This is a genomic window from Specibacter sp. BI4 (assembly GCF_056680095.1).
Window position 1 is genome coordinate 2,412,879 of the sequence record NZ_CM155265.1, and the last position, 20,311, is coordinate 2,433,189.

Consider the following 20,311-nt stretch of genomic DNA (forward strand, 5'->3'; position numbering starts at 1 on the left):
GCGTTAGGGCCCTTGTACCCTGTGCACGGCAGTCAGCATCGGCAAACATGAAAGCAGAATGATGCCGGACCGTGGACGGGAATCGGCGCAAACCGCACCCCTGTGGGGCGGACCCGGGTTCAAGCAACTGAAGGTTGGTAGTGAACATGACCGATGCAACACTTGGCACGGGGACAATCATTGTCGTCGGAGTGGACGGTTCGCCGGAATCCATCTTGGCGTTGCGGTGGGCCAAAACGCTGGCTTCCACACTTGGATGCACCATCATGGCCATTTCTGCATGGCACCTTGAAACGGTGTACGGGCCATATCCCGTCACCGATTGGGATGGCGAATCAGAAGCACACCAGGTGCTGAACCAGGCGCTGGGTGAAGCATTCGGCGGGGAGCCGCCGGTTGGCATGGTTGCGGAAGTTCGTCGCGGCCGACCGGTGCCGGTGTTGCTCAACCTGGCGCAGTCCGCACAAATGCTCATTGTCGGTTCGCGGGGCCACGGCGGTTTCGCAGGCATGTTGCTTGGATCTGTCAGCTCCGCCTGTGCCGCCCATGCCCGGTGTCCTGTCCTTGTGGTCCATGGGTCACAGCAGCTGGGCGAGGGGAGACCAGCGACAGTGCCGGAGTCACAGGGGCAGGACGTCGATGAGCCAACTGGCAACATCTAGGTCCGCCGGGGCAGCTGCCCGGGTGCTCACCATCGAGGCAGCTGCCCGGTTGACGCCCGAGCAGACGCTGAAAGAATTGGGGTCCACCAACCGGGGGATTGCCACTGCCGAGGCGCACCGGCGGCTGGATGAGGTTGGCCCCAACGCCTTGAGAACGCACAAGGCCAGTCCATGGCCGGTACTGTGGCGCCAATTGCGCAGTCCCATCTTGATTCTTCTGGTTGTCACCGCCGGTGTGTCCTTGTTCTTGGGGGATGCAACGAATTCGACAGTCATCGGAGTCATCTTACTTGCCAGCGTCGGGCTGGGATTCAGCAATGAATTCCGGGCCGAACGGGCCGCTAAGGCACTTCACTCCCGCGTCACGCACACCGTGGTTGTCCTTCGGGACGGTGCGGAATGCCAAATCGGCGTAGTGGATCTGGTGCCCGGCGACGTTGTCCGGCTGGCTCTGGGCACAGTCATCCCGGCTGACATCCGGCTGCTGGACAGCGAGGGTCTGCTGTGTGATGAGAGCATCCTCACGGGCGAATCACTGCCCGTGGACAAGCTGCCTGCTCCGGTCACAGGGGAGTCGGCGTTGGGAGACTCGTCGTGTTGCGTCTTCATGGGGACCGTTGTGCAGACGGGGAGCTGCACGGGGGTTGTGGTTGCCACGGGCGGTCAGGCCGAGTTTGGCCGCATAGCGTTGGGGCTGGGCGAGCGCCACCCCCAGACAGAATTCCAAGTAGGCCTGAAAAGGTTCTCGTACCTACTGCTTCAGGTGGCCGTGGTCCTGACCACGCTCATTTTTGTTGCCAATCTCCTCCTTGGCCGCCCCTTGTTCGACTCGCTGCTGTTTTCTCTGGCCATCGCCGTCGGCATCACACCTCAACTGTTGCCAGCCGTCGTCAGCACCTGTCTGGCCGCCGGAACCCGCGTGCTGGCCCGTCGCCAGGTGCTCGTCAAGCGTCTGGTCTGCATTGAGGATCTCGGCGACATGGACGTGCTCGTAACGGACAAAACGGGCACGCTCACCGAGGGCCGCATCAGCTTCACCACTGCCCTCCCCGTCCGACCGGAGATCACGGAGGCTGCCCTTTTCACGCTGGGGCTGGTGGCCACCGAAGCCGACTATTCCCACGGGGTTGTCCCGTCCGCGGCACAGAATCCACTCGACGCGGCGCTGTGGGAGGCGCCCAGGGCCCGCAGTTTTGTCCCTGCCGACCACCACCGGCTGGACATCATCCCTTTCGACCACCGGCGCCGCCGGACCAGTGCGCTCGTGGCCGGCGCGGATGGCAACCGGGTCCTTGTCACGAAGGGCTCACCGGAGGATGTTCTGCCACTCTGCGAGCATGTCCCAAAGGAGGTGCAGGCCCTGCTCGACCACGAGTACGACGCCGGATCCCGGGTTATTGCTGTTGCCTCACGTACCGCTGTGGGCATGGAATCCATAGATTCAGCGGATGAACGCAGTCTGGTCCTGGACGGATTTCTGGTCTTTCTGGACAAGCCCAAGTCCAACGCGAAGGACTCTCTGCTGGAGCTGTTCGATCTTGGCATCACCGTCAAGATTGCCACCGGAGACAATGCCCGGGTGGCCGAAAAGGTGTGCAGGGATCTGGGTCTGAAGTCCGGAGGGACGCTGACTGGCGCACAAATTGATGCGTTCTCGGATGCTGAACTTTCAGCGGCGCTGGGAGAGACCGGGATCTTTGCCCGAGTGTCACCGGAGCAGAAGGCCCGCGTCATCAGTTTGTTGCGGCGGCAAGGCCGGTCCGTGGGCTTTTTGGGTGACGGGGTCAACGACGCGCTGGCGCTGCATCACGCCGATGTTGGCATCTCAGTGGACAGTGCCACCGACGTTGCCAAGGATGCGGCGGACATAGTCCTGATGGACAAGGACCTTGGAGTCCTGGCCGAGGGTGTGCGTGAGGGCAGGCGCATCTTTGCCAACACGATCAAGTACGTGCTCATGGGAACCTCCAGCAATTTCGGCAACATGTTCAGCGCCGCAGCGGCGTCGGTGGTGTTGAGTTTCCTGCCCATGCTTCCGGGGCAGATCCTGCTCAACAATCTGCTCTACGACACGGGACAGCTGGCAATCCCCGGCGACCGGGTGGACAAGGAGCAGCTGCTGGCTCCGTCCCATTGGAACATTGCCTTTATCCGGAGGTTCATGTTGGTTTTCGGGCCCATCAGCTCACTGTTCGATTTTGCGACCTTCGCTCTCATGCTGCTGGCGTTTCATGCTGTGCCGGGCGAGTTCCGTGCCGGCTGGTTCATTGAATCCATTGCCACCCAGACGCTGATCATTTTTGCCATCCGGACCCGCAGAGTACCGTTCCTGCGCAGTCGTCCCTCGACCGGGCTGCTGTGGGCGTCCCTCGGAGTGGTCATTGTGGGTGTGCTGTTGCCGCTCTCGCCCGTGGGCAGTGTGCTGGGGTTCGACCCGTTGCCCCCATTCTTCTTCGCAGCACTGCTCGTCATGGTGGTTTTTTACCTGGTCTTGGTGGAGACGGCAAAGAAGTGGTTCTTCGCCCGCGAATTTCCGGTGCCTGTCCCAAGCCGCCTGCGGGGAAACAGCCACCGCATCCACCGCCGAGCCGCGCGGTTCAGCGTTCCACGCCCACTGGTGCCCCGGTGATGGCCGCCATATCGCAACTCCATGGTCCTCGGGCGAAGTGCATACCCACGGCGAGTGCGAATCGGCAGATTTGCTTCGGCTGGGCAACATGCAGGAACTAGGGTGGAGGGACCGTGCCACGGATCCGTGCGAAACCGTCAAGCCCGGCAAGTCACAGTAAGTTTGCAGAAACCAGCACGGGATACTTCCCGTGTCGAACAGGAGGGCACATGCCAGGCACCATCGTGGTGGGTTTTGACGGCTCACCGGCATCGTCGGCCGCAGTGGATTGGGCGGTCCTGCGCGCTCAACGGTTGGCCTGCGACGTGAATCTAGTGTGGTGCAGCATGCCGGAAACCTGGGGCCCCGGAACGCCGAGGCTGGCTCGGGCCGCGTATGAAACGGCCGTCTGTGCATTGGATGCTGAACGGGCGAGGATCTCAGCATCGCTTCCACCAACAACCATTCACGCGACCGTGATGCAGGGTGAAGTGGCCGAGGTGCTTGATGAACTCTCTGTCGGTGCGGCCATGGTGGTGGTGGGCCGGGACAAACCAGGCGGCGCACATGGGGAAGGCTTCGGTGCAGTGGTCCTGCCCTTGGTGATCCGCAGTGCCTGCACGGTGGCTGTCATTCCGCGAACCACCACGCCAGGAACCGGCGTGGTGGTGGGTTTCGATGGGGGCCCCGAATCGGAGCGCGCCTTGCGTGTAGCTGCCGGGGAGGCGGCGGCATTGAGGCAGCCACTGACCATCGTGCATTCCACCGGTGGCGCCCGAGCTGCGTCACGGGGGATGGGGAAGGACTGGCCTGGGGTGGACATGTCAACCGAAGGTGACCGGATTTTGGTTGCTGCAACCACGGTTGTCGCAGCCAGCCACCCGCATCTGGTTGTCGATCGCGTGCTGGACACGCGGAAGACCGCAGCCGAGGCCCTTGCAGCCGCAGCGGAAGGAGCCTCGCTTCTTGTGGTTGGAAGCCGCGGCAGGGAAGGGGTGAAGCACATGAACCCCGGCGCCATCGGATCACTGGTGCTCGCCCGAATCGACTGCCCCATGGTGGTGACCAAGGGGACTATGGGGGATCGACTGCCGGGACGTCGGTGAGGTGGACCGGTGGCCAGCGCGTGAGCGCTCCATGGTTGTTCGTTCGCCCGGCTTAAGCGAGCGCAGTGCGTTCAAAATGGTGGCCAAATCAACCAGCTCCTGGCTGAGGGCCCCCGCCACCGCAGGGATTTGTCCCATCGCGGCCATGACCATCAGTCCCAGGCTCAGCACAATACCCACCCAAATGCTCTGCACAGCAATGCGGATTGTGTCCTTGCTGATGCTCACTGCCATGGCGGCCTTGGAGAGGTCGTCCACCATGATGACGACGTCGGCAGACTCACTGGCAGCCGTCGCGCCCTTGGCCCCCATGGCCACCCCAACGTCCGCCGCGGCCAACACGGGCGCATCGTTGATGCCATCTCCCACCATCATGACTGGCCGCGGAGCCAATGTCCTGACAATATTGACCTTGTCCTCTGGCCGACATGCGGCCCACACCCCGGTGATTCCAGCAGCCTGGGCGATGTGCCGGGCCGTCGCCTCAGCATCGCCGGTCACCATCACGGTGCGCCTCACGCCCAGTACAGCCAGTGCGGCCAGGGTCTCCATGGCATTGTCGCGCAAGGGATCCCTCATGATGAGCGCTCCGGCGTAGACATTTTCAATCGCCACGTAGACGGCCAGTTGCCCGCTGGCAAGGGCTGCTGCGTCGATGGGGCCTGTCACTTGTTCCACAAACGCCTGCTTCCCGACGAAGACCCGGTGCCCGTCGACAACGGCAGCCACACCGTCGGTGGCGTGTTCCACGGCTTCCGACGGCATGGGGATAACCAGCTGCCTGGCCCGCGCCGCTGACACCACCGATGCGGCAAGTACGTGCGAGGAATGCAGCTCCGCGGACGCCGCCAAAGCGAGCAACCTGTCATCCGAACAGGCGGCGCCAGGTGCGTCTGACGGCCGGATCTGCTCCAACGAGGGTTGACCCTGCGTCAACGTGCCGGTCTTGTCAAAGACTGCGGTCCTGATCCGGGCGAGCTGTTCAAGAGTGCCCCCGTTCTTGACAATGATTCCGTTTCTTGCCGTTCGACTCATGCCGCCGAGAAAGGCCACGGGTGCTGCAATCAGGAGTGGGCAGGGGGTGGCAACCACCAGCACTTCCGCGAACCGCACAGCCTCACCGCTGAGAAACCAGGCCAGTCCTCCCAGCAGGAGGCCGAGCACCGTGAATGGTGCAGCGTATTTGTCGGCGAGCCGAACCACAGGTGCCCTGCTGGCGGCTGCGTTACGCACCAGTGCAACAATGCGGCTGTATTGGGAATGCTCCGTCGTGGCAGTGGCGGCGAGCCTCACCGCGGCAGCACCGTTGACTGATCCGCTCAGCACCCCAGCGCCCTGCTTCAACTCCACTGGAAGGCTTTCGCCTGTAATGGCGGATTCATCAAAGCAGGCGGTTGGGGAGAGCAGACGCCCGTCAACGGGAACAACCTCGGCTGGTCTCAACACGAGTACATCCCCGGCCTTGATTTGCGTTACAGCAACGTCCTCCAAATCCCCACCAGGAGTTTCCCGGTGGGCTGTTTGGGGGACCCGGTCCAGCAACGCGCTGAGTTCTGCTTTCGCCCTGCCCGAGGCGTAGTCTTCGAGTGCTGAGCCCCCAAAGAGCATCAGCACAACAATGAGGGCTGCAACGTATTCGCCTACGGCGACGGTACTGACGATGGCCGTCACAGCAAGGATATCCACACCCCACCGGCCGTGGAACATGTCACGCACCATGGCAGCACCCCTATAAACGGCAGCCGCCAACGCGAAAACACTGGCCAGCCATTGCGCGCCAATCCCGCTGCCGAGGATCCACAGCAGGAGCACGACCACCCCGACACCGACAGTGGCAACAACCATGAAATATCGGCGTATGAACGGCATAAACGTCTTCCCTCTCTTATGGCAGTGGTAGCTGACGATGGCGGTCTACTCCTGACTGCTGGCTACGAGTACTGGACACCGGGCATGTGCGATGCATGCGGACGACACAGATCCCAGCCGAAGTCCGAGGAAGCCTCCCCGTCCGCGCCGTCCCACGACAAGCAGACGGGCGCTGGCACCCTCCTGGACCAAGATCTGGGCCGGATGCCCGTACCTGATGCCGGTGATCAGGCCCCGCGGCCGTTCCAGGCCAAAGACACGTTCGACGGCGTCCTCCACGAAGCGGGCAGCCTCCGCTTCCCGCGGGTCGATTTCCGCAAACACTCCCGCGGGGATCTGCGCAGCAAGATATATTTCGGACCGGTTCCAGCAGCTTAAGGCCTCGAGTCGAAGGTTCAGGGCTCTGGCGAGGCCTGCCGCGGCTCTCAAGGCGTGCGTGGAGTGGTCGGAGCCGTCGATTCCAACGACAATGCGATCCGCATGGGTGGAGGGAGTGTTCATCGGGGCCCTAGAGAGGGACCTGCAGAGACGTGTCCCGGGTCATGTGCCCGATGCCAATTACGATGTTCTGATCCACGGTGGTTCCTTTCGGCAGTGGCCGGATAAACCGTCAATCGGCCGCCAATATCTGGCCGAGGGCGAACAGGTGTGGCGGATATCGCCGTTAGCGTCGTGCATCGTGCATCGAGCATCAAGCTTGAGCGCCTCGCCTCATTCAGGCGACGAGTGAGGCGCATTGGCGTACGCAGTCCACCAGTCCGCCGGCGGGGTGACCTTGAATCGTCGTCCTGTGACCGACGTCGGCTGGATGCGAACAAAGTTGTCTTTGTGGCCTGAATGCCAAGGGAATAGTCGCAGGGAAAAGCTGTCCAGAATGTCGTCAGTTGACGACAGGAGAACGGCAGATCCCTTGACCACCACGCTCCAGGCGATGCCGGTGTCAGGGTCGACGCCGTCGGCTTCGAAAGCAACGGGATGGTCTTGGAGCAGGGCCGTGAGCTTGGTCCCTTCGCCGGTGCGAAACACGAGCGTGCCGTGGTCCACTGTGTAATTTATGGGGAAAATATCGGGATGGTCCTTATTCCAGAGGGCGAGCCTGCCTACCGATACCTTACGGAGTTGGGCCCAACAATCGTGGACTGGGAGATTATCCATCCGTGCGGCGGCTGGTTGATTGGTCATGAATCGAGCCTAGAATCCTCGGGCTCGTACTGCTAGGGGACAAAGTCCTGTTGTCAATCGTGGCTGCATGGCTGCCAACCGCGTAGCATGAGCCAAACGGGGGAACCAACGGCACCCAGGGGCTCAGTCAGGCATGCAAAGGAAGGCTGATATGAGGCAGCAGAGACAAAGCAACGAAGAATCGGCGGACTCCTCCGTCCAGTCACCTCGTCTGTCGGCCGAGGATAAGGTGCAGGGGCTTCTCTCGGCGGTTGTATCCATTGCCGAAGAGCCCAGCCTGGATGCAGTGCTGAGGCACATTGTGCAAGCAGCCTGCAAACTCGTTGACGCCGAGTACGGGGCCTTGGGCGTCATCGGAGACAATGGCAGGCTGAGCCATTTTGTAACGGAAGGCGTCGATCCCGAACTGGCAAGACTCATAGGCCCCCTGCCCACAGGCCACGGAGTGTTGGGGCTGCTGATCCGAGATCCGCGCCCAATCCGCCTCCCCAACCTTCACGACCACCCCGCGTCCTATGGATTCCCCGAGCATCATCCCCCCATGAGCACTTTCTTGGGAGTTCCCATCCGTGTCCGAGACTTTGTTTTTGGAAACCTGTATCTCACCGAAAAAAATGGCGGAGAACTGTTTACGGACGAAGACCAGGAAATGGCCGTCGCGCTTGCGGGCGCAGCCGGTTTTGCTATTGAAAACGCCAAACTGTTCGATGATGCACAACTGCGCACCCAGTGGCTGGAGGCCGGCAGGAAGATGGCGGTACGGATGATGGGCGCCCAGAATGAGGATCCCTCTGCTGGCCGGAGCTGGGTGGCCGAGGCTGCCCTCGATGCATCGGAATCCACGCTGGCCCTCATTGCCGGTCCGCCCAATGAGGCCGGACAATTGGAGGTTCTTGCGGGTGCCGGCAGGGACTCGAAGGCATGGCAGGGGCAGTTGTTGGATCTTGACAGTGTCAGGCTGGGAAACGTCCTGACGTCGGGCAGGCCGGCGACCTTCAGCAAGGCAACCGAACTTCTGGGATCCGTTGCCGGAAGGCTGGCTGGACCAGCACTGCTGGCGCGCCTGGGCACAAAGGGCGCCGAACAGGGATTGCTCATACTGGTGCGGGCAAGGACTGATAAGGGATTTTCGGCACTCACGGTCGAAATGGCAGCCGTCTACTGTGCACAATCGGCACTGGCTCTGGAGCTTGCCAAGACCCATCGCATCCGTGAACAACTGGTGTTGTACGCAGATCGCGACCGTATTGCTCAGGATCTCCACGACGTCGTTATCCAGCGCTTGTTTGCCGCCGGGCTGAATATACAGAGCATGGCCAGGTTCGTTTCCGATCCGGCGGGTCTCTCTCGCATCCATGCCATTACTGACGAGTTGGATGCAACCATCAAGGAGCTAAGGGGTACCATTTATTCTCTCCGTGCCTCGTCCGGTGAGACCGACCTCTTGAGCAGCCGTATCTTGAACGTCGTCAGCAAAGTATCCAGACCTCTCTCTTTTGCGCCAGGCATCGGCCTGTCCGGGCCCATCGATTCACGCGTGGCGCCTGAACTGGCGGGCCAATTGCTTGCCGTGGTGACGGAAGGCGTCAGCAATGCGGTCAGGCATGCGCAAGCGAGCCAGATTGACATTGCTGTCTCCGCGAACGGCGGAGCCTTGAGTGTCACGGTCATTGACGACGGCTGTGGAATCGGGAATCCCCACGGCACAAGCGGTTTGGCAAACATGGAGATTCGGGCACTGAACCACGACGGCGTGTTTCAGGTGGAGGGCGCAGAGGGTCAGGGGACTAGATTCTTTTGGTCAGTTCCGCTGGACCGTGAAATTGCGATCATCAGGCCATAGTGTCAAGAATATTTGCTAGGAGCCTGAGCCGAAGTCTATTTCCGTGTGATGTAGACAGCTGCCTGGGTGCGACGCTCGAAGCCAAGCTTCGCCAACAGTGAGGACACATAGTTCTTGACAGTTTTTTCGGCAAGGAACAGTTCTTGGCCGATCTGCTTGTTTGTCATGCCCTGTCCAATGAGGGTCAAGACCCTTCGTTCCTGTGCCGTGAGAGCCGCCACGCGGGGATCCAGTGGGACCGGTTCGGTGAGGCCAGCAATAACCCTGCTCTTGAGGTCACTATCAAACAAAGACCCGCCATCAGCAGCCAGCCGGATGGCAGAGATCAGGTCTGTACCGCCAATCTCCTTCAAAACATAACCGGAAGCTCCAGCCAGCACAGCTCCACGGAGTGCTTGCTCGTCGTCGTAGCTGGTCAGAATCAAGCATTTCAGTGACGGATCCACTGAGCGCACATCACGGCACACTTCAATTCCGGTACCGTCCGGCAGCCTCCCGTCGAGCACGCACACGTCGGGATGAAGCGCAGGGATCAGACGTGTGGCCTCCGCCGCTGAGCCGGAAGAACCAACAACTGTGAAGCCATTCCCCTCCAGCATTTCTTTTAGGCCCAGTCTGACAAGTTCGTGGTCATCAAGTATAAAGACCCGGATGGCAGTGGCTGATCCGGGATGTGTCGCCTGCACCGTCATGTCCATAATTTCCATCATCTCCTGGATTGATCCGTCAAAATCATGAAGTGAAAGCAAAATCGAACGGCGTGCTCATGGTCATGCCAGTCTAGGAGCTCATTCTCCGGCCTGGTGCGTGCGCCGGGCAAGCTAAGCATGAGGTCACTGGTCCGGCAGGATTTGTGACCTGACTGATTTTCGACAAAGTCTTCTCTTCGTTCGGAACCGGGGGAATCGGCCCGATGCGACATAGGCCCCTGCTGTCATGGCGGTGAACGCTACCGCGCCCAGGGGCATCGAACCGAGTATCAGGGCAAAGACCATCAGTCCTAAGCCCGGACCCATGACAGCTGTGCCCAGCAACAGGTGCTGGACTGCCCGTCCCTGGATCGTGGCGGTGGTCAGAACCCTCGCCAGTCGCGGGTCGCTGGCCATCAATTCTTGCTGGATCTCTTGGAGGATGCGTGATTCGTGCTCCGACAGTTCCATGATGTCTTCCTCGGATTCTTCGATGCTGGGCTGGGCTGGCATTGGGTTGTGGCGGGCTTCGGTGCTTGGGCGAATGGCCGCCATTTCTTCGTGGGACCCAACCTCCTGGGCATACGGTCCCGCACGTTTGCGGGATACTTCCATAATCACCCGTGAGAGGACTGGAAACCATGGACCAAAGTCCCAAGTTCTTGTGCGAAATTCACCCTGGCGGGGCTGCGTTCTGAAACCACGGTCCTTGGGCCCTTCCCAATGGCACGGAATGGCATGATGATCGGATTATGAACAGTGATGAAGTGCCCGGAGTTGTATTGTCACGGAACGAAGCGTGGGGGTTGCTGCAGGGCAGCCAATTTGGCAGGTTGGCCGTCAGCGTCGCCAACCAGCCCGACATTTTCCCGCTGAATTTCGTCGCTACCGCAGACAAGATTTGGATCAGGACAAATCCTGGCACCAAACTTGCCGAGATGACAATCAATGCCTTGGTGGCGCTGGAAAGCGACGAAGTCGGCGATGGGGAAGCGTGGAGCGTGGTGGTTAAGGGGACGGCCAGGGTGGTGGAGTCCCAGACGGAGATTGACACCGCTGACCTGCTCCACCTCGATTCTTGGACCAAAACACGGAAATGGGCCTACGTCGAGATTACTCCGGCGAGTGTCAACGGCCGGAGGTTTGTGCTCGGCGGTGAACCGGAGCGCTATTGACGGCGGCTGCGGAGCCCGGGACGGGACGTCCAGGCCAGGTAGCCGCCCATGGCACCCAAGGCTCCAACGCCTGTGGCCAGCAGGGTGTTTTGCCAGTTTTGCCAGTTTTGCAGGTGCCGGCGGTCTGCGGCTGTCAGTTCGCCGATGCCCCGAATGAAGGCCGCGAGAATCAGGCCGGCCACCAGACGGTTGCCAATGCGTTCGGCCCTTGCTACTAGCGGAGCGATTTCCGCGGCACGCAGATGCACTTCGACGCCGTCGTCGAGTTGCTGCAACATGCGTTCCAGCCTTTCTGGCATGTCTGCACCAAAGTCGGCAGCGTCCAGGCCCAGTTGCTTGAGCAGTCCAGGGAGTTTTTGCGGGCTGAATTGTTCAAGAGCCAGCCGTCCGGCGTAAGGTTTGAGCACTTCGCCGAGGTTGAAGCCAGGATTGAGACCCACACCCATGCCTTCGGTCATGATGACCATTTTGGTGAGCATGGCGATTCCGCTGGGTAGTTGGATGTGGTGGGTGCGCAGGATGGTCAGTATTTCGGTGATTAGAGGCGCAATCCGGATCTCGCCCAGACTCCGACCCTGGTATTGCTGCATAAAGGGTGCCACGTCCTGCCGGAGGCGCCCACGGTCGGTGGCAGTTCGGTTGATGGCCAGTCCCAGCAGTGCGCGGCTGATTCGGTCGGGGTCGTTGCGGCTGAAGGCGAGGAGGAGTTTGCCGAGCCGCTTCCGGAGCTGTTCGTCGAGTTCTCCCACCATGCCAAAGTCGATCAGTCCAATCCGGCCGGTGGACTCCACGAACAGATTCCCTGGATGCGGATCGGCGTGGAAGAAACCGTCCTCGAAGATCATCTTGGCTGCTGCCCTCGCCGCCGTGGTGGCGTGCCGGTCCCTGCCGGCCAGGGGCAGGTTGGTTACCTGCTTGTCATCAATTCTTTGGCCGTAGATCCTCTCCATCGTCAAAACTCTGGACGTGGTGGTTGACCAGTAGATTTTTGGAATGTGAATGCCGGTGTCATGGGCAAAATTACGAGCGAACCGCTCCGCATTCCGTCCCTCCACAAGATAGTCCAATTCTGCCCGCAGCGTTTCCGCGAACGTGGAGACCACGGCCTCCACGTTGTAGTCAGCCAGCGCCGCCCAGTTACGGCTGGCCTGGTGGGCCAAGTTTTGCAGTATCTCCAGATCCTCCTGAACCTGGGCAACGACGCCGGGACGGCGCACCTTCACGACGACAGAGGTGCCGTCGTGAAGGGTAGCCGCATGGGCCTGGCCGATGGAGGCGCTGGCGAGGGGGACGTCATCAAAGGTGTTGAAAACAACGTCAGGGGAAGCTCCCAATTCCTGCTCGAGGATGGTGCGAATCTGGTTCGTTGCAACGGGAGGAGCATCGTCCTGAAGGCGTGCCAGCGCGGTGGTGTACTGCCGGGGGAGAATGTCCGGGCGTGTTGAGAGTAGTTGGCCGAGTTTGATGAAGGTGGGACCGAGTTCCTCCAACGCCACAACAAGCCTGTCAGGCGTTGCCCTTGTTCCAGCCCTCAGCGGCATGGGCCCCAGATGCAGCTGCCCAAGCCCCAACAGAGGAGCGATCGAGCCGAATCCGTGCCGGATTAGAATTTCTGCGACTTCCGCGTAGCGTTCAAAATGGTTGGCCATTCCCTGCTCCAGAGTCGATGGTGTGGGCTGGTTGTGTGCCAAGCAACCCAGACGGCTGTATTGCCAAACCTGACGTCATGCCTGCCAGAGTATGCCGGCGCCGGGGCGGGCCACAGAGCCAAAGGTCCCGATTCCTTGGCTCGGCGACGTGCCTGGCAAGGGATTGGTGCCGTTGGACCCTATGCACTGGAGCCATGGCACAGCAGGATGGAAGTCAGATGGTCATGGTGACGAGGGAAGGCACGTACAGTGGGCGCAAATCAGGAAATGGGCAAAATTGTCGTCGGCATTGATGGATCCGCCGGGTCCATTGCGGCGCTCAAGGAAGCAGCACGCATTGCCGAAGCCACTGGATCGTGGCTTGATGTGGTGGCATGTTGGAATGTTCCCACGTCCATGGCTGTTCCCTACGCGCTCGGCACGGTGGAGTTCGAAAAAGGCGCGAGACAACTTCTGCAGGACACCGTCACCAAGACTTTCGGCACGCCACTGCCGGAAAATATGTCGACGACCTTGGTCCAGGGCCGGCCGCGACAGAAGCTCATAGAAATGAGCGACGGCTCGGACATGCTTGTTGTCGGACGCCGGGGATATGGGGGCTTCACGGGACTCCTGCTCGGTTCTGTCAGCCAGGCCTGTGTGGCCCATGCGCACTGTCCCGTATTGGTTGTGAACACAGGCAAGGAATTTGACGGGCCAGGGCATGACCACTAAGGAACAGCTGCCGGGTTGGCAAGACTTGCTCGTGGAAGGCGTGCTGGTCAGAATCACCCATCCGGACAAAGTGCTGTATCCGGACACCGGCACCACCAAAGCGGACGTTGCGCGCTACTACCAGCAGGTGGCGCCATTCCTGATTCCCTGGGCCATGAACCGACCGGCGACGCGGAAGCGCTGGGTGGACGGGGTGGGGACGGAGTCAAAACCGGGGAAGAGTTTCTTCCAGAAGAACCTCGGTACTGCGACTCCGTCATGGGTCCTGCGCCGAAGAATGCACCACAAAGACCACGACAACCTTTATCCCCTCGTCAATGACATCCGGACGTTGGTGTGGCTGGCACAGATTGCTGCCCTGGAGATTCACGTCCCGCAATGGACATTTACAGAGGACGGTGTTCCGCGGAATCCGGACCGCTTGGTGCTTGACCTGGACCCTGGCGAGGGTGCGGGCCTGGCTGAATGTGCTGCCGTCTCACTCATCGCAAGGGACTCCCTGGCTCAGCGTGGCCTCGACGCCGTGCCGGTTACAAGCGGAGGCAAGGGGATGCACCTCTATGCTCCGCTTGATGGGCGAAGGACCTCGGACGACGTTGCCACCCTTGCGCAAGACCTGGCCCAGTCAATCGAACACGAGCATCCGGACCTGGTGGTCAGTCGCATGGACAGGTCCCTGCGCCGCGGAAAGGTGTTTATCGACTGGAGCCAAAATTGGCCCGGGAAAACCACTGTGGTGCCTTATTCGCTGCGGGGCCGGCCACAACCGATGGTGGCTGCGCCACGGTATTGGGAAGAAGTCATTCCAGATGCGTTGGCCCAATTGGACGCCAACCAGGTCCTGACAAGAATCAAGGACGGGATTGTTCCGGAGCTTAGCATCAAGAAATCCGGGTGACCTTCCGTCGCATGCAAGCCGTTCATTTTTGGTTTCCCTGGACCGGAAACTTAGTGGGTTCATAGAGCAAATGAACATGGAAAGGATCCTGGAATGACTTTTCCCTTGTTGGCCATCATTTGCACCGCGGCACTTCTCGGCCCGTTGCTGGCCGTACCGCGTCGTTGGCAGGTGCCGATCGTTGTCGGGGAGTTGCTGGCCGGGATTCTCATTGGCCGCTCAGGATTGAACTTGGTTGACCCAGCTGAACCGGCTTTTGCGTTTCTTGCCGACGTCGGCTTTGCCTTGGTCATGTTCGTTGCCGGCAGCCATGTGCCCCTGCGTGATGCCTCGCTGAGATCCTCCTTGAGCAAGGCGGCATTCCGGCTAGCGGCCGTCAGCGTGCTGGCGGCCATTGCGGGAATCGGTGTTGCTGTCCTATTTGGTACAGGACAAGCGCCTCTTTACGCTGTGTTGATGGCGTCGTCCTCGGCAGCAATGGTGCTGCCCATGGTCACGTCCTTGGGGCTCCGCGGCCCGAGTGTGTTGGCTACCATCGCCCAGGTGGCCATGGCCGACACCTTGGCCATAGTCGCGCTGCCGCTGGCCATGGATCCGTCCGCAGCAGGCCGTGCCGCGTTGGGTGCGGTGGCCGTGTTGGCGGGTGCCGCCGTCGTCTATCTTTGTTTGAGGGAGGGCGATCGCCGGGGCTCCCGGCAGCGCCTCCGCAGGGTCTCTGAAAAGCGGAAGTTCGCCCTGGAGCTGCGGCTGCAGTTGGTTGTCCTGTTTGCCCTCGCCGGGTTGGCTGTTTGGGGTCATGTTTCCATCATGCTGGCCGGTTTCTCCTTTGGACTGGCCGTTGCCGCCGTGGGGGAGCCCCGCCGGCTGGCCCGGCAGCTGTTCGCCCTCACCGAGGGCTTCTTGGGGCCCTGTTCTTTGTCTGGCTCGGCGCCTCCTTGCAGTTGCAGGCACTGGGTGAACATCCGGGGAAGATCGTCCTTGGACTTGTCTTGGGGTTGGGCGCACTGGCCGTGCACGCCAGCATGCGGTTGCTGGGCCAGGAACTCCCTCTCGGCCTACTGGCTGCCTCGCAGCTGGGAGTCCCGGTGGCCGCAGCCACCATCGGCATTCAGCAAGGTTTGCTGGCACCCGGAGAACCGGCAGCCCTCGTCCTCGGTGCCCTGGTGACGATTGCGGTGGCTACTGTAGCTACCGGCCGGTATGGAGCACATGGCCACCCGCCGCTTGTGAAGCCATAAGCTTCGCCAAGGATCAGGGGCCATTGTTTCGAGTCGAGCCCAAGGCCTGTGCCGCGGGAGGAAGATCCAATCGAGGACGGGTGGATGCCGACACAAACTTCAGGAGGATAGCCTTCCATGTTGATCCTTTTGGTTCCGCGTTCTCGTACGAACGGCGGCCATGGCCGTTTTGAGGATATCCGCCGGAGTCAACGCGAAATCAACGTGCGATGGTGTGAACGTATCGGTGATTGGCGATGGATGAGTGCGGGCCGGGGTGTCGTTGAGCCGTGCAAACCGGCGGCCCTGAGGTAATATCGGCGTAGATCATGGTGGCAAGTGCGGGGCAATCGGAGACTGAATTCGGTGTGCTGTTGGACCTGTTGACAATGTCAGCGCTTTTCCTGCTGGACTGGCCCGGACTGTGTCGTACTGGGCCGTGCTTCCGCACCAGTTCGCTTCTCCCCAGTGTTTGCAAGGGCTGAAGTCTGGTTCAAGGCCCACCTCGGGCACATATATCCGGCTTACGATTCCAGTGAGATGGTCTTGTTGAATTTCCGAGCAGCGCTGATTTCCCGCTGCGCATAAGTGCGGGCTCCGGTGACTGGAAACAGCCGTGGACCTCTCACGACTTCCGGTTGGCCGGGGATCCTTCGATGGCCGGGTCGAACCCATCTCACCGGAATCGTAAGCCGGACATAAATGGCAGGTTCGCCTATCCTTGGTCCATGAAGATCATCGGCACTCTGGAGACCATTGAGACCGGAACGATCGAGCAGACGGAGTCAGAGTGTCCTGACTACCGTCAGGGATTCAACGCCATGCGCCGGCTACTGCCCGATGGTGTGCGGTTGAACGGCGTCCATGTCGAACGGTAAACCATTCAGCATACTGAGGTCATTGGGGCTTCGGGGAACCACCGGGCTGCCCTGTTGCATGCCAGGCTCCCACCAGATTGGAAATCATCCTCACACCACCGGTCGAGATATGACCGTCCCCAGCAGCGGAATTCAGCTTGCACCGGGCCTGAATAATCGGCTCGGCGAACAAATGGATGACCAAGCCACACTGAATAAGATGACCGAAATCTCAGGAAAATTCTGCTTAATTAGATGAGTAAAAGATGACCTGGGCTGTTTTCCGCCTTAAACGCCTCTGACCTCCGGAACATAACCGCAGGTCAGAGGCCCTTTTGTGTGCCCCGGGCGGGAATTGAACCCACGACCAAGAGATTAGAAGGCTCCTGCTCTATCCGCTGAGCTACCGAGGCATGGCCCAAGTAAGGGCCGCATCTAAATTATCAGGTTTATTGCATTATCTCTTCCTCCACACCTGCACCAGCGCATGGACTTGTCCACATTTGGTCCTTGCACACTACCTCTGTACGGCAGAGGGGCGTTTGCTGGATACAAGTGAACACCGCCGCAGCAGCGGCCTATCGAAAGGCAAGGAAATGGCCAACCACATCAGTCTCAGGGGTTTTGTCAGCTCCGAGTTCGAGATGCGTACGACAGCAACCGGCCTGGTGGTCGGGCAGTTCCGGATCGGTTCCAACGAGCGCAGGCTGGACCCGATCACGAATGCTTGGACGGACGGTCGCACCAACTGGTACCGCATCAATGTCTTCCGTGCGCTCGCCCAAAACGCCATGGTCAGTCTCCGCAAGGGTGACCGCATCCTCGTGGTGGGCAAGCTGCACATCAAGGCCTTCCTCCGCAAGGATGGCAGCCACGGGACCAATGTGGAGATCGATGCCGAGAGCATCGGCCCCGACCTCCAGTTCGGCGTGGCCCACTACAGCCGCATGGTGAGTGCGCACCCGGCTGGTCAGTGCAATGCCTCGAACGACGGCGAATCCTCCTCCGCGGGAGTGCGCCTGTCTGCGGTGCCGGATGCACGTGAAAATCCTGCTGACCAATCCGTGGATGTGGCTGGCCTAGGCGGAGAAGGCGAGTCGTACGACGACGACGATGAGATGGCTGAAGATCACGACCAAGCAGCCGCCAAGGGCGGCGGTGGCCCGGACGATGAGGACGGTCTCGAGGATGGGGAGCAGGCAGACCTTGAGACGGGAGAAATTGCCAAGGAAACCGCGCCCTTCTAGCTCTGTGGTTATATGCACAGGGGGTCGTGGCAGAATGGCGGGGTGACTTTGGAAAAGATGACATCCCGCCACCAACCATCACATCGCCGCACCACGGTGCATGTTGTTGGAGCAACAGTCCTTTTGGCTGCCTCTCTGGCCTTGGGCGGCTGTTCCCTCTTGCCCACAAGCACGCAGACTTCCGATTCAACGCAGACGGCCGCCGGAGCAACTACCCCTCAAGACGGGGCCGAGGCGCAAGTAAAACCACCGGAACCCCAGTCTGCCGCCCAAGAACTTTCCGGAAAAGTGAAAGAGTCACTCACCACGCTCACTTCCGGTGCCAAGGCGCCAAACCGCGAGCAAATGATGGCGGCCATGCTGGCAGCTGGAGCGGTCGAGGAAAAAGTGGAACTCTCCCTTGACATCACGCCCACAGGCCTCGCCGTTGACGCCATTGAAGCAGCAACTCCGGTGGCGGAAGAATGCGTCATTGGGCAAGTGCGCGACGGGCACGTCACTGTGACGATTCTTCCTGTTCTGGCGTCAGGCCTTTGTTTTGTTGGCGGCACACACTAGTCACCACCTCCCTAACCTCGTGCCTCGGCCAGGGAACCCCGCCGGAGTGGGCCCATCCAGATGCTCCCAACCATATGCAGTTCCGCCGGAAAATGCCTTGTAGGGCGCAGGGATTGCCACGTTGCTCACTTGTGCCGTAGCGAATGTGAGTTATGTGCCTGCACCCACTAACCTTGGGGGTATGGCGGAATTTATTTATACGATGTCCAATGCCCGCAAGGCTGTTGGCGAAAAACTCATTCTTGACAACGTAAGCATGTCTTTCTATCCGGGCGCCAAGATTGGTGTCGTCGGACCCAATGGTGCCGGTAAGTCCACCATCTTGAAAATCATGGCTGGCTTGGATATCCCTTCCAACGGTGAGGCTCGTTTGAGCCCGGGCTACACTGTGGGCATTTTGCTCCAGGAGCCGCCGCTGAACGAGGAAAAGACCGTTCTGGGCAATGTCCAGGAAGGCGTTGGCGAGATCTACGCAAAGATCACCCGTTACAACGAGATCTCCGAGGAAATGTCCAGCCCCGACGCTGACTTCGACACCCTCCTTGAAGAGATGGGCAAGTTGCAGGAGGCCATTGATACGGCCGACGCCTGGGACATTGACTCGCAGTTGGAACAGGCCATGGACGCACTTCAGTGCCCCCCGGGCGACTCAGACGTCACAACCCTGTCCGGTGGTGAGCGCCGCCGCGTGGCCTTGTGCAAGCTCCTGTTGCAGAAGCCTGACCTGCTGCTCCTCGATGAGCCCACCAACCACTTGGACGCCGAGTCCGTAAATTGGTTGGAACAGCACCTGAAGAGCTACGCCGGCGCCGTCCTGGCCGTCACACACGATAGGTACTTCCTGGACCACGTGGCCGAGTGGATCGCTGAAGTCGACCGCGGCCACCTGTACCCGTACGAGGGCAACTACTCCACCTACCTGGAAAAGAAGCGCGCCCGCCTTGAAGTACAGGGCAAGAAGGACGCCAAGCAGGCCAAGCGTCTCACCGAGGAACTTGAGTGGGTGCGCTCCAATGCCAAGGGCCGCCAGACCAAGTCCAAGGCCCGTCTGGCCCGCTACGAGGAAATGGCTGCCGAAGCCGACCGCACGCGCAAGCTCGACTTCGAAGAAATCCAGATCCCGCCGGGCCCGCGCCTAGGCGGCATCGTGTTGGAAGCCGAGAACCTGAAGAAGGGCTACGGCGACCGCGTCCTCATCGACGGCCTCAGCTTCACGCTGCCCCGCAACGGCATTGTCGGCGTCATCGGCCCTAACGGTGTCGGCAAGTCCACCCTGTTCAAAACCATCGTTGGCTTGGAAGAGCTCGACGGCGGCGCGCTCAAGGTGGGTGACTCGGTCAAGATTTCCTACGCTGACCAGAGCCGCGGCGGCATCGACCCGGACAAGACCCTGTGGGAAGTGGTTTCCGACGGCCTGGACTTTATCCAGGTCGGCCAGGTGGAGATGCCTTCCCGCGCCTACGTTGCCGCCTTCGGCTTCAAGGGTCCGGACCAGCAGAAGAAGGCAGGTGTGCTCTCCGGTGGTGAGCGCAACCGCTTGAACCTCGCGCTGACCTTGAAACAGGGTGGAAACCTGCTGCTGCTGGATGAGCCCACAAACGACCTTGATGTGGAAACGCTCAGCAGTCTGGAAAACGCGCTGCTGGAATTCCCTGGTTGCGCCGTGGTGGTCTCTCACGACCGTTGGTTCCTTGACAGGATCGCCACCCACATCCTCGCCTACGAAGGCACGGATGAGAACCCGGCCAATTGGCACTGGTTCGAAGGCAACTTTGACGCCTACGAGGAAAACAAGGTGGAGCGCCTCGGTGCCGATGCGGCACGTCCGCACCGTGTCACGCACCGCCGCCTCACGCGCGAGTAGCCCTAATCAACACCCCTGGATAGCCATTTGGCGAACACTCCACGGGGCCCCGAACGGGGCACAGAAGTGGCCGGTCCCTCAAGGGGCCGGCCATTTTTGTGCCAGCCGCTTCAGAGTGGAGCTTTTTGGCAATCGACGCGGAGGGTGCCGAAACGCAGGAACGCGACCCGGTG

18 protein-coding genes and 1 tRNA gene are annotated in these 20,311 nt (G+C 60.6%); 12 read left to right on the forward strand and 7 right to left on the reverse strand.

Translation table 11 applies throughout. The features are described 5' to 3' along the window. Nucleotides 1-146 precede the first annotated feature (146 nt). From AC1L6K_RS11105 to AC1L6K_RS11115, 3 genes are all read left to right on the forward strand, one after another. The gene (locus AC1L6K_RS11105) at nucleotides 147-662 is read left to right on the forward strand and encodes a universal stress protein (protein ID WP_480948946.1); all 516 of its coding nucleotides are present in this window, start codon (nucleotides 147-149) and stop codon (nucleotides 660-662) included. Then, on the forward strand, nucleotides 640-3,291 hold the full coding sequence (mgtA, locus tag AC1L6K_RS11110; protein WP_480948947.1) for a magnesium-translocating P-type ATPase: 2,652 nt from the start codon (nucleotides 640-642) through the stop codon (nucleotides 3,289-3,291). Before AC1L6K_RS11105 ends, mgtA begins: the two co-directional genes overlap by 23 nt. A 209-nt stretch (nucleotides 3,292-3,500) precedes the next feature. Beyond that, entirely contained in the window at nucleotides 3,501-4,376 is an 876-nt protein-coding gene (locus tag AC1L6K_RS11115) for a universal stress protein (RefSeq protein WP_480948948.1), read from the forward strand. On the opposite strand, the gene AC1L6K_RS11120 is transcribed toward AC1L6K_RS11115, so the two are convergent. From AC1L6K_RS11120 to AC1L6K_RS11130, 3 genes are all read right to left on the reverse strand, one after another. Beyond that, nucleotides 4,296-6,245, reverse strand: a complete 1,950-nt coding sequence (locus tag AC1L6K_RS11120; protein WP_480948949.1) for a heavy metal translocating P-type ATPase — start codon at nucleotides 6,243-6,245, stop codon at nucleotides 4,296-4,298. The genes AC1L6K_RS11115 and AC1L6K_RS11120 overlap by 81 nt on opposite strands. 45 nt (nucleotides 6,246-6,290) lie before the next feature. Continuing rightward, a complete protein-coding gene (locus tag AC1L6K_RS11125) occupies nucleotides 6,291-6,746 on the reverse strand; it encodes a universal stress protein (protein ID WP_480948950.1) in 456 nt (151 codons plus the stop codon). Nucleotides 6,747-6,956: 210 nt separating this feature from the next. Further along, nucleotides 6,957-7,427, reverse strand: a complete 471-nt coding sequence (locus tag AC1L6K_RS11130) for a pyridoxamine 5'-phosphate oxidase family protein (RefSeq protein ID WP_480948951.1) — start codon at nucleotides 7,425-7,427, stop codon at nucleotides 6,957-6,959. Nucleotides 7,428-7,578: 151 nt separating this feature from the next. On the opposite strand from AC1L6K_RS11130, the gene AC1L6K_RS11135 reads away from it, so the two are divergent. Further along, nucleotides 7,579-9,270: a GAF domain-containing sensor histidine kinase gene (locus AC1L6K_RS11135; RefSeq protein WP_480948952.1), complete on the forward strand. Its 1,692-nt coding sequence runs from the start codon at nucleotides 7,579-7,581 to the stop codon at nucleotides 9,268-9,270. Nucleotides 9,271-9,305: 35 nt separating this feature from the next. Here the strand turns inward: AC1L6K_RS11135 and AC1L6K_RS11140 are convergent, their stop codons facing one another. Together AC1L6K_RS11140 and AC1L6K_RS11145 are read right to left on the reverse strand one after the other, a co-directional pair. Further along, complete coding sequence (locus tag AC1L6K_RS11140) at nucleotides 9,306-9,968, reverse strand: response regulator (RefSeq protein ID WP_480952742.1); 663 nt, start codon at nucleotides 9,966-9,968, stop codon at nucleotides 9,306-9,308. A 135-nt stretch (nucleotides 9,969-10,103) separates the two neighbouring features. Continuing rightward, the gene (locus AC1L6K_RS11145; RefSeq protein WP_480948953.1) at nucleotides 10,104-10,574 is read right to left on the reverse strand and encodes a DUF3040 domain-containing protein; all 471 of its coding nucleotides are present in this window, start codon (nucleotides 10,572-10,574) and stop codon (nucleotides 10,104-10,106) included. A 137-nt stretch (nucleotides 10,575-10,711) separates the two neighbouring features. Here AC1L6K_RS11145 and AC1L6K_RS11150 point away from each other — a divergent pair, with 137 nt between their 5' ends. Further along, on the forward strand, nucleotides 10,712-11,134 hold the full coding sequence (locus AC1L6K_RS11150; protein ID WP_480948954.1) for a pyridoxamine 5'-phosphate oxidase family protein: 423 nt from the start codon (nucleotides 10,712-10,714) through the stop codon (nucleotides 11,132-11,134). On the opposite strand, the gene AC1L6K_RS11155 is transcribed toward AC1L6K_RS11150, so the two are convergent. Next, nucleotides 11,128-12,783: an ABC1 kinase family protein gene (locus AC1L6K_RS11155; protein WP_480948955.1), complete on the reverse strand. Its 1,656-nt coding sequence runs from the start codon at nucleotides 12,781-12,783 to the stop codon at nucleotides 11,128-11,130. The genes AC1L6K_RS11150 and AC1L6K_RS11155 overlap by 7 nt on opposite strands. A gap of 249 nt (nucleotides 12,784-13,032) precedes the next feature. Between AC1L6K_RS11155 and AC1L6K_RS11160 the strand changes: the two genes are divergently transcribed. The 4 genes from AC1L6K_RS11160 (at nucleotide 13,033) to AC1L6K_RS11175 (ending at nucleotide 16,490) form a co-directional block, all read left to right on the forward strand. Next, the gene (locus AC1L6K_RS11160; RefSeq protein WP_480948956.1) at nucleotides 13,033-13,497 is read left to right on the forward strand and encodes a universal stress protein; all 465 of its coding nucleotides are present in this window, start codon (nucleotides 13,033-13,035) and stop codon (nucleotides 13,495-13,497) included. Then, a complete protein-coding gene (gene ligD, locus AC1L6K_RS11165; protein ID WP_480948957.1) occupies nucleotides 13,487-14,395 on the forward strand; it encodes a non-homologous end-joining DNA ligase in 909 nt (302 codons plus the stop codon). The genes AC1L6K_RS11160 and ligD overlap by 11 nt, the downstream gene beginning before the upstream one ends. Nucleotides 14,396-14,488: 93 nt before the next feature. Then, on the forward strand, nucleotides 14,489-15,562 hold the full coding sequence (locus tag AC1L6K_RS11170) for a cation:proton antiporter (RefSeq protein WP_480948958.1): 1,074 nt from the start codon (nucleotides 14,489-14,491) through the stop codon (nucleotides 15,560-15,562). Between the two features lie 778 nt (nucleotides 15,563-16,340). After that, nucleotides 16,341-16,490, forward strand: a complete 150-nt coding sequence (locus AC1L6K_RS11175; RefSeq protein WP_480948959.1) for a hypothetical protein — start codon at nucleotides 16,341-16,343, stop codon at nucleotides 16,488-16,490. Between the two features lie 319 nt (nucleotides 16,491-16,809). Here the strand turns inward: AC1L6K_RS11175 and AC1L6K_RS11180 are convergent. Further along, nucleotides 16,810-16,882, reverse strand: a tRNA-Arg gene (locus AC1L6K_RS11180). 183 nt (nucleotides 16,883-17,065) lie between these two features. Here AC1L6K_RS11180 and AC1L6K_RS11185 point away from each other — a divergent pair. The 3 genes from AC1L6K_RS11185 (at nucleotide 17,066) to ettA (ending at nucleotide 20,138) form a co-directional block, all read left to right on the forward strand. Continuing rightward, complete coding sequence (locus AC1L6K_RS11185; protein WP_480948960.1) at nucleotides 17,066-17,716, forward strand: single-stranded DNA-binding protein; 651 nt, start codon at nucleotides 17,066-17,068, stop codon at nucleotides 17,714-17,716. A gap of 288 nt (nucleotides 17,717-18,004) precedes the next feature. Then, complete coding sequence (locus AC1L6K_RS11190) at nucleotides 18,005-18,274, forward strand: DUF6993 domain-containing protein (protein ID WP_480948961.1); 270 nt, start codon at nucleotides 18,005-18,007, stop codon at nucleotides 18,272-18,274. 181 nt (nucleotides 18,275-18,455) lie between these two features. Further along, nucleotides 18,456-20,138 (forward strand): energy-dependent translational throttle protein EttA, encoded by a 1,683-nt coding sequence (gene ettA, locus AC1L6K_RS11195; RefSeq protein ID WP_480948962.1) that lies wholly within the window; start codon nucleotides 18,456-18,458, stop codon nucleotides 20,136-20,138. The last annotated feature ends 173 nt before the right edge of the window (nucleotides 20,139-20,311 follow it).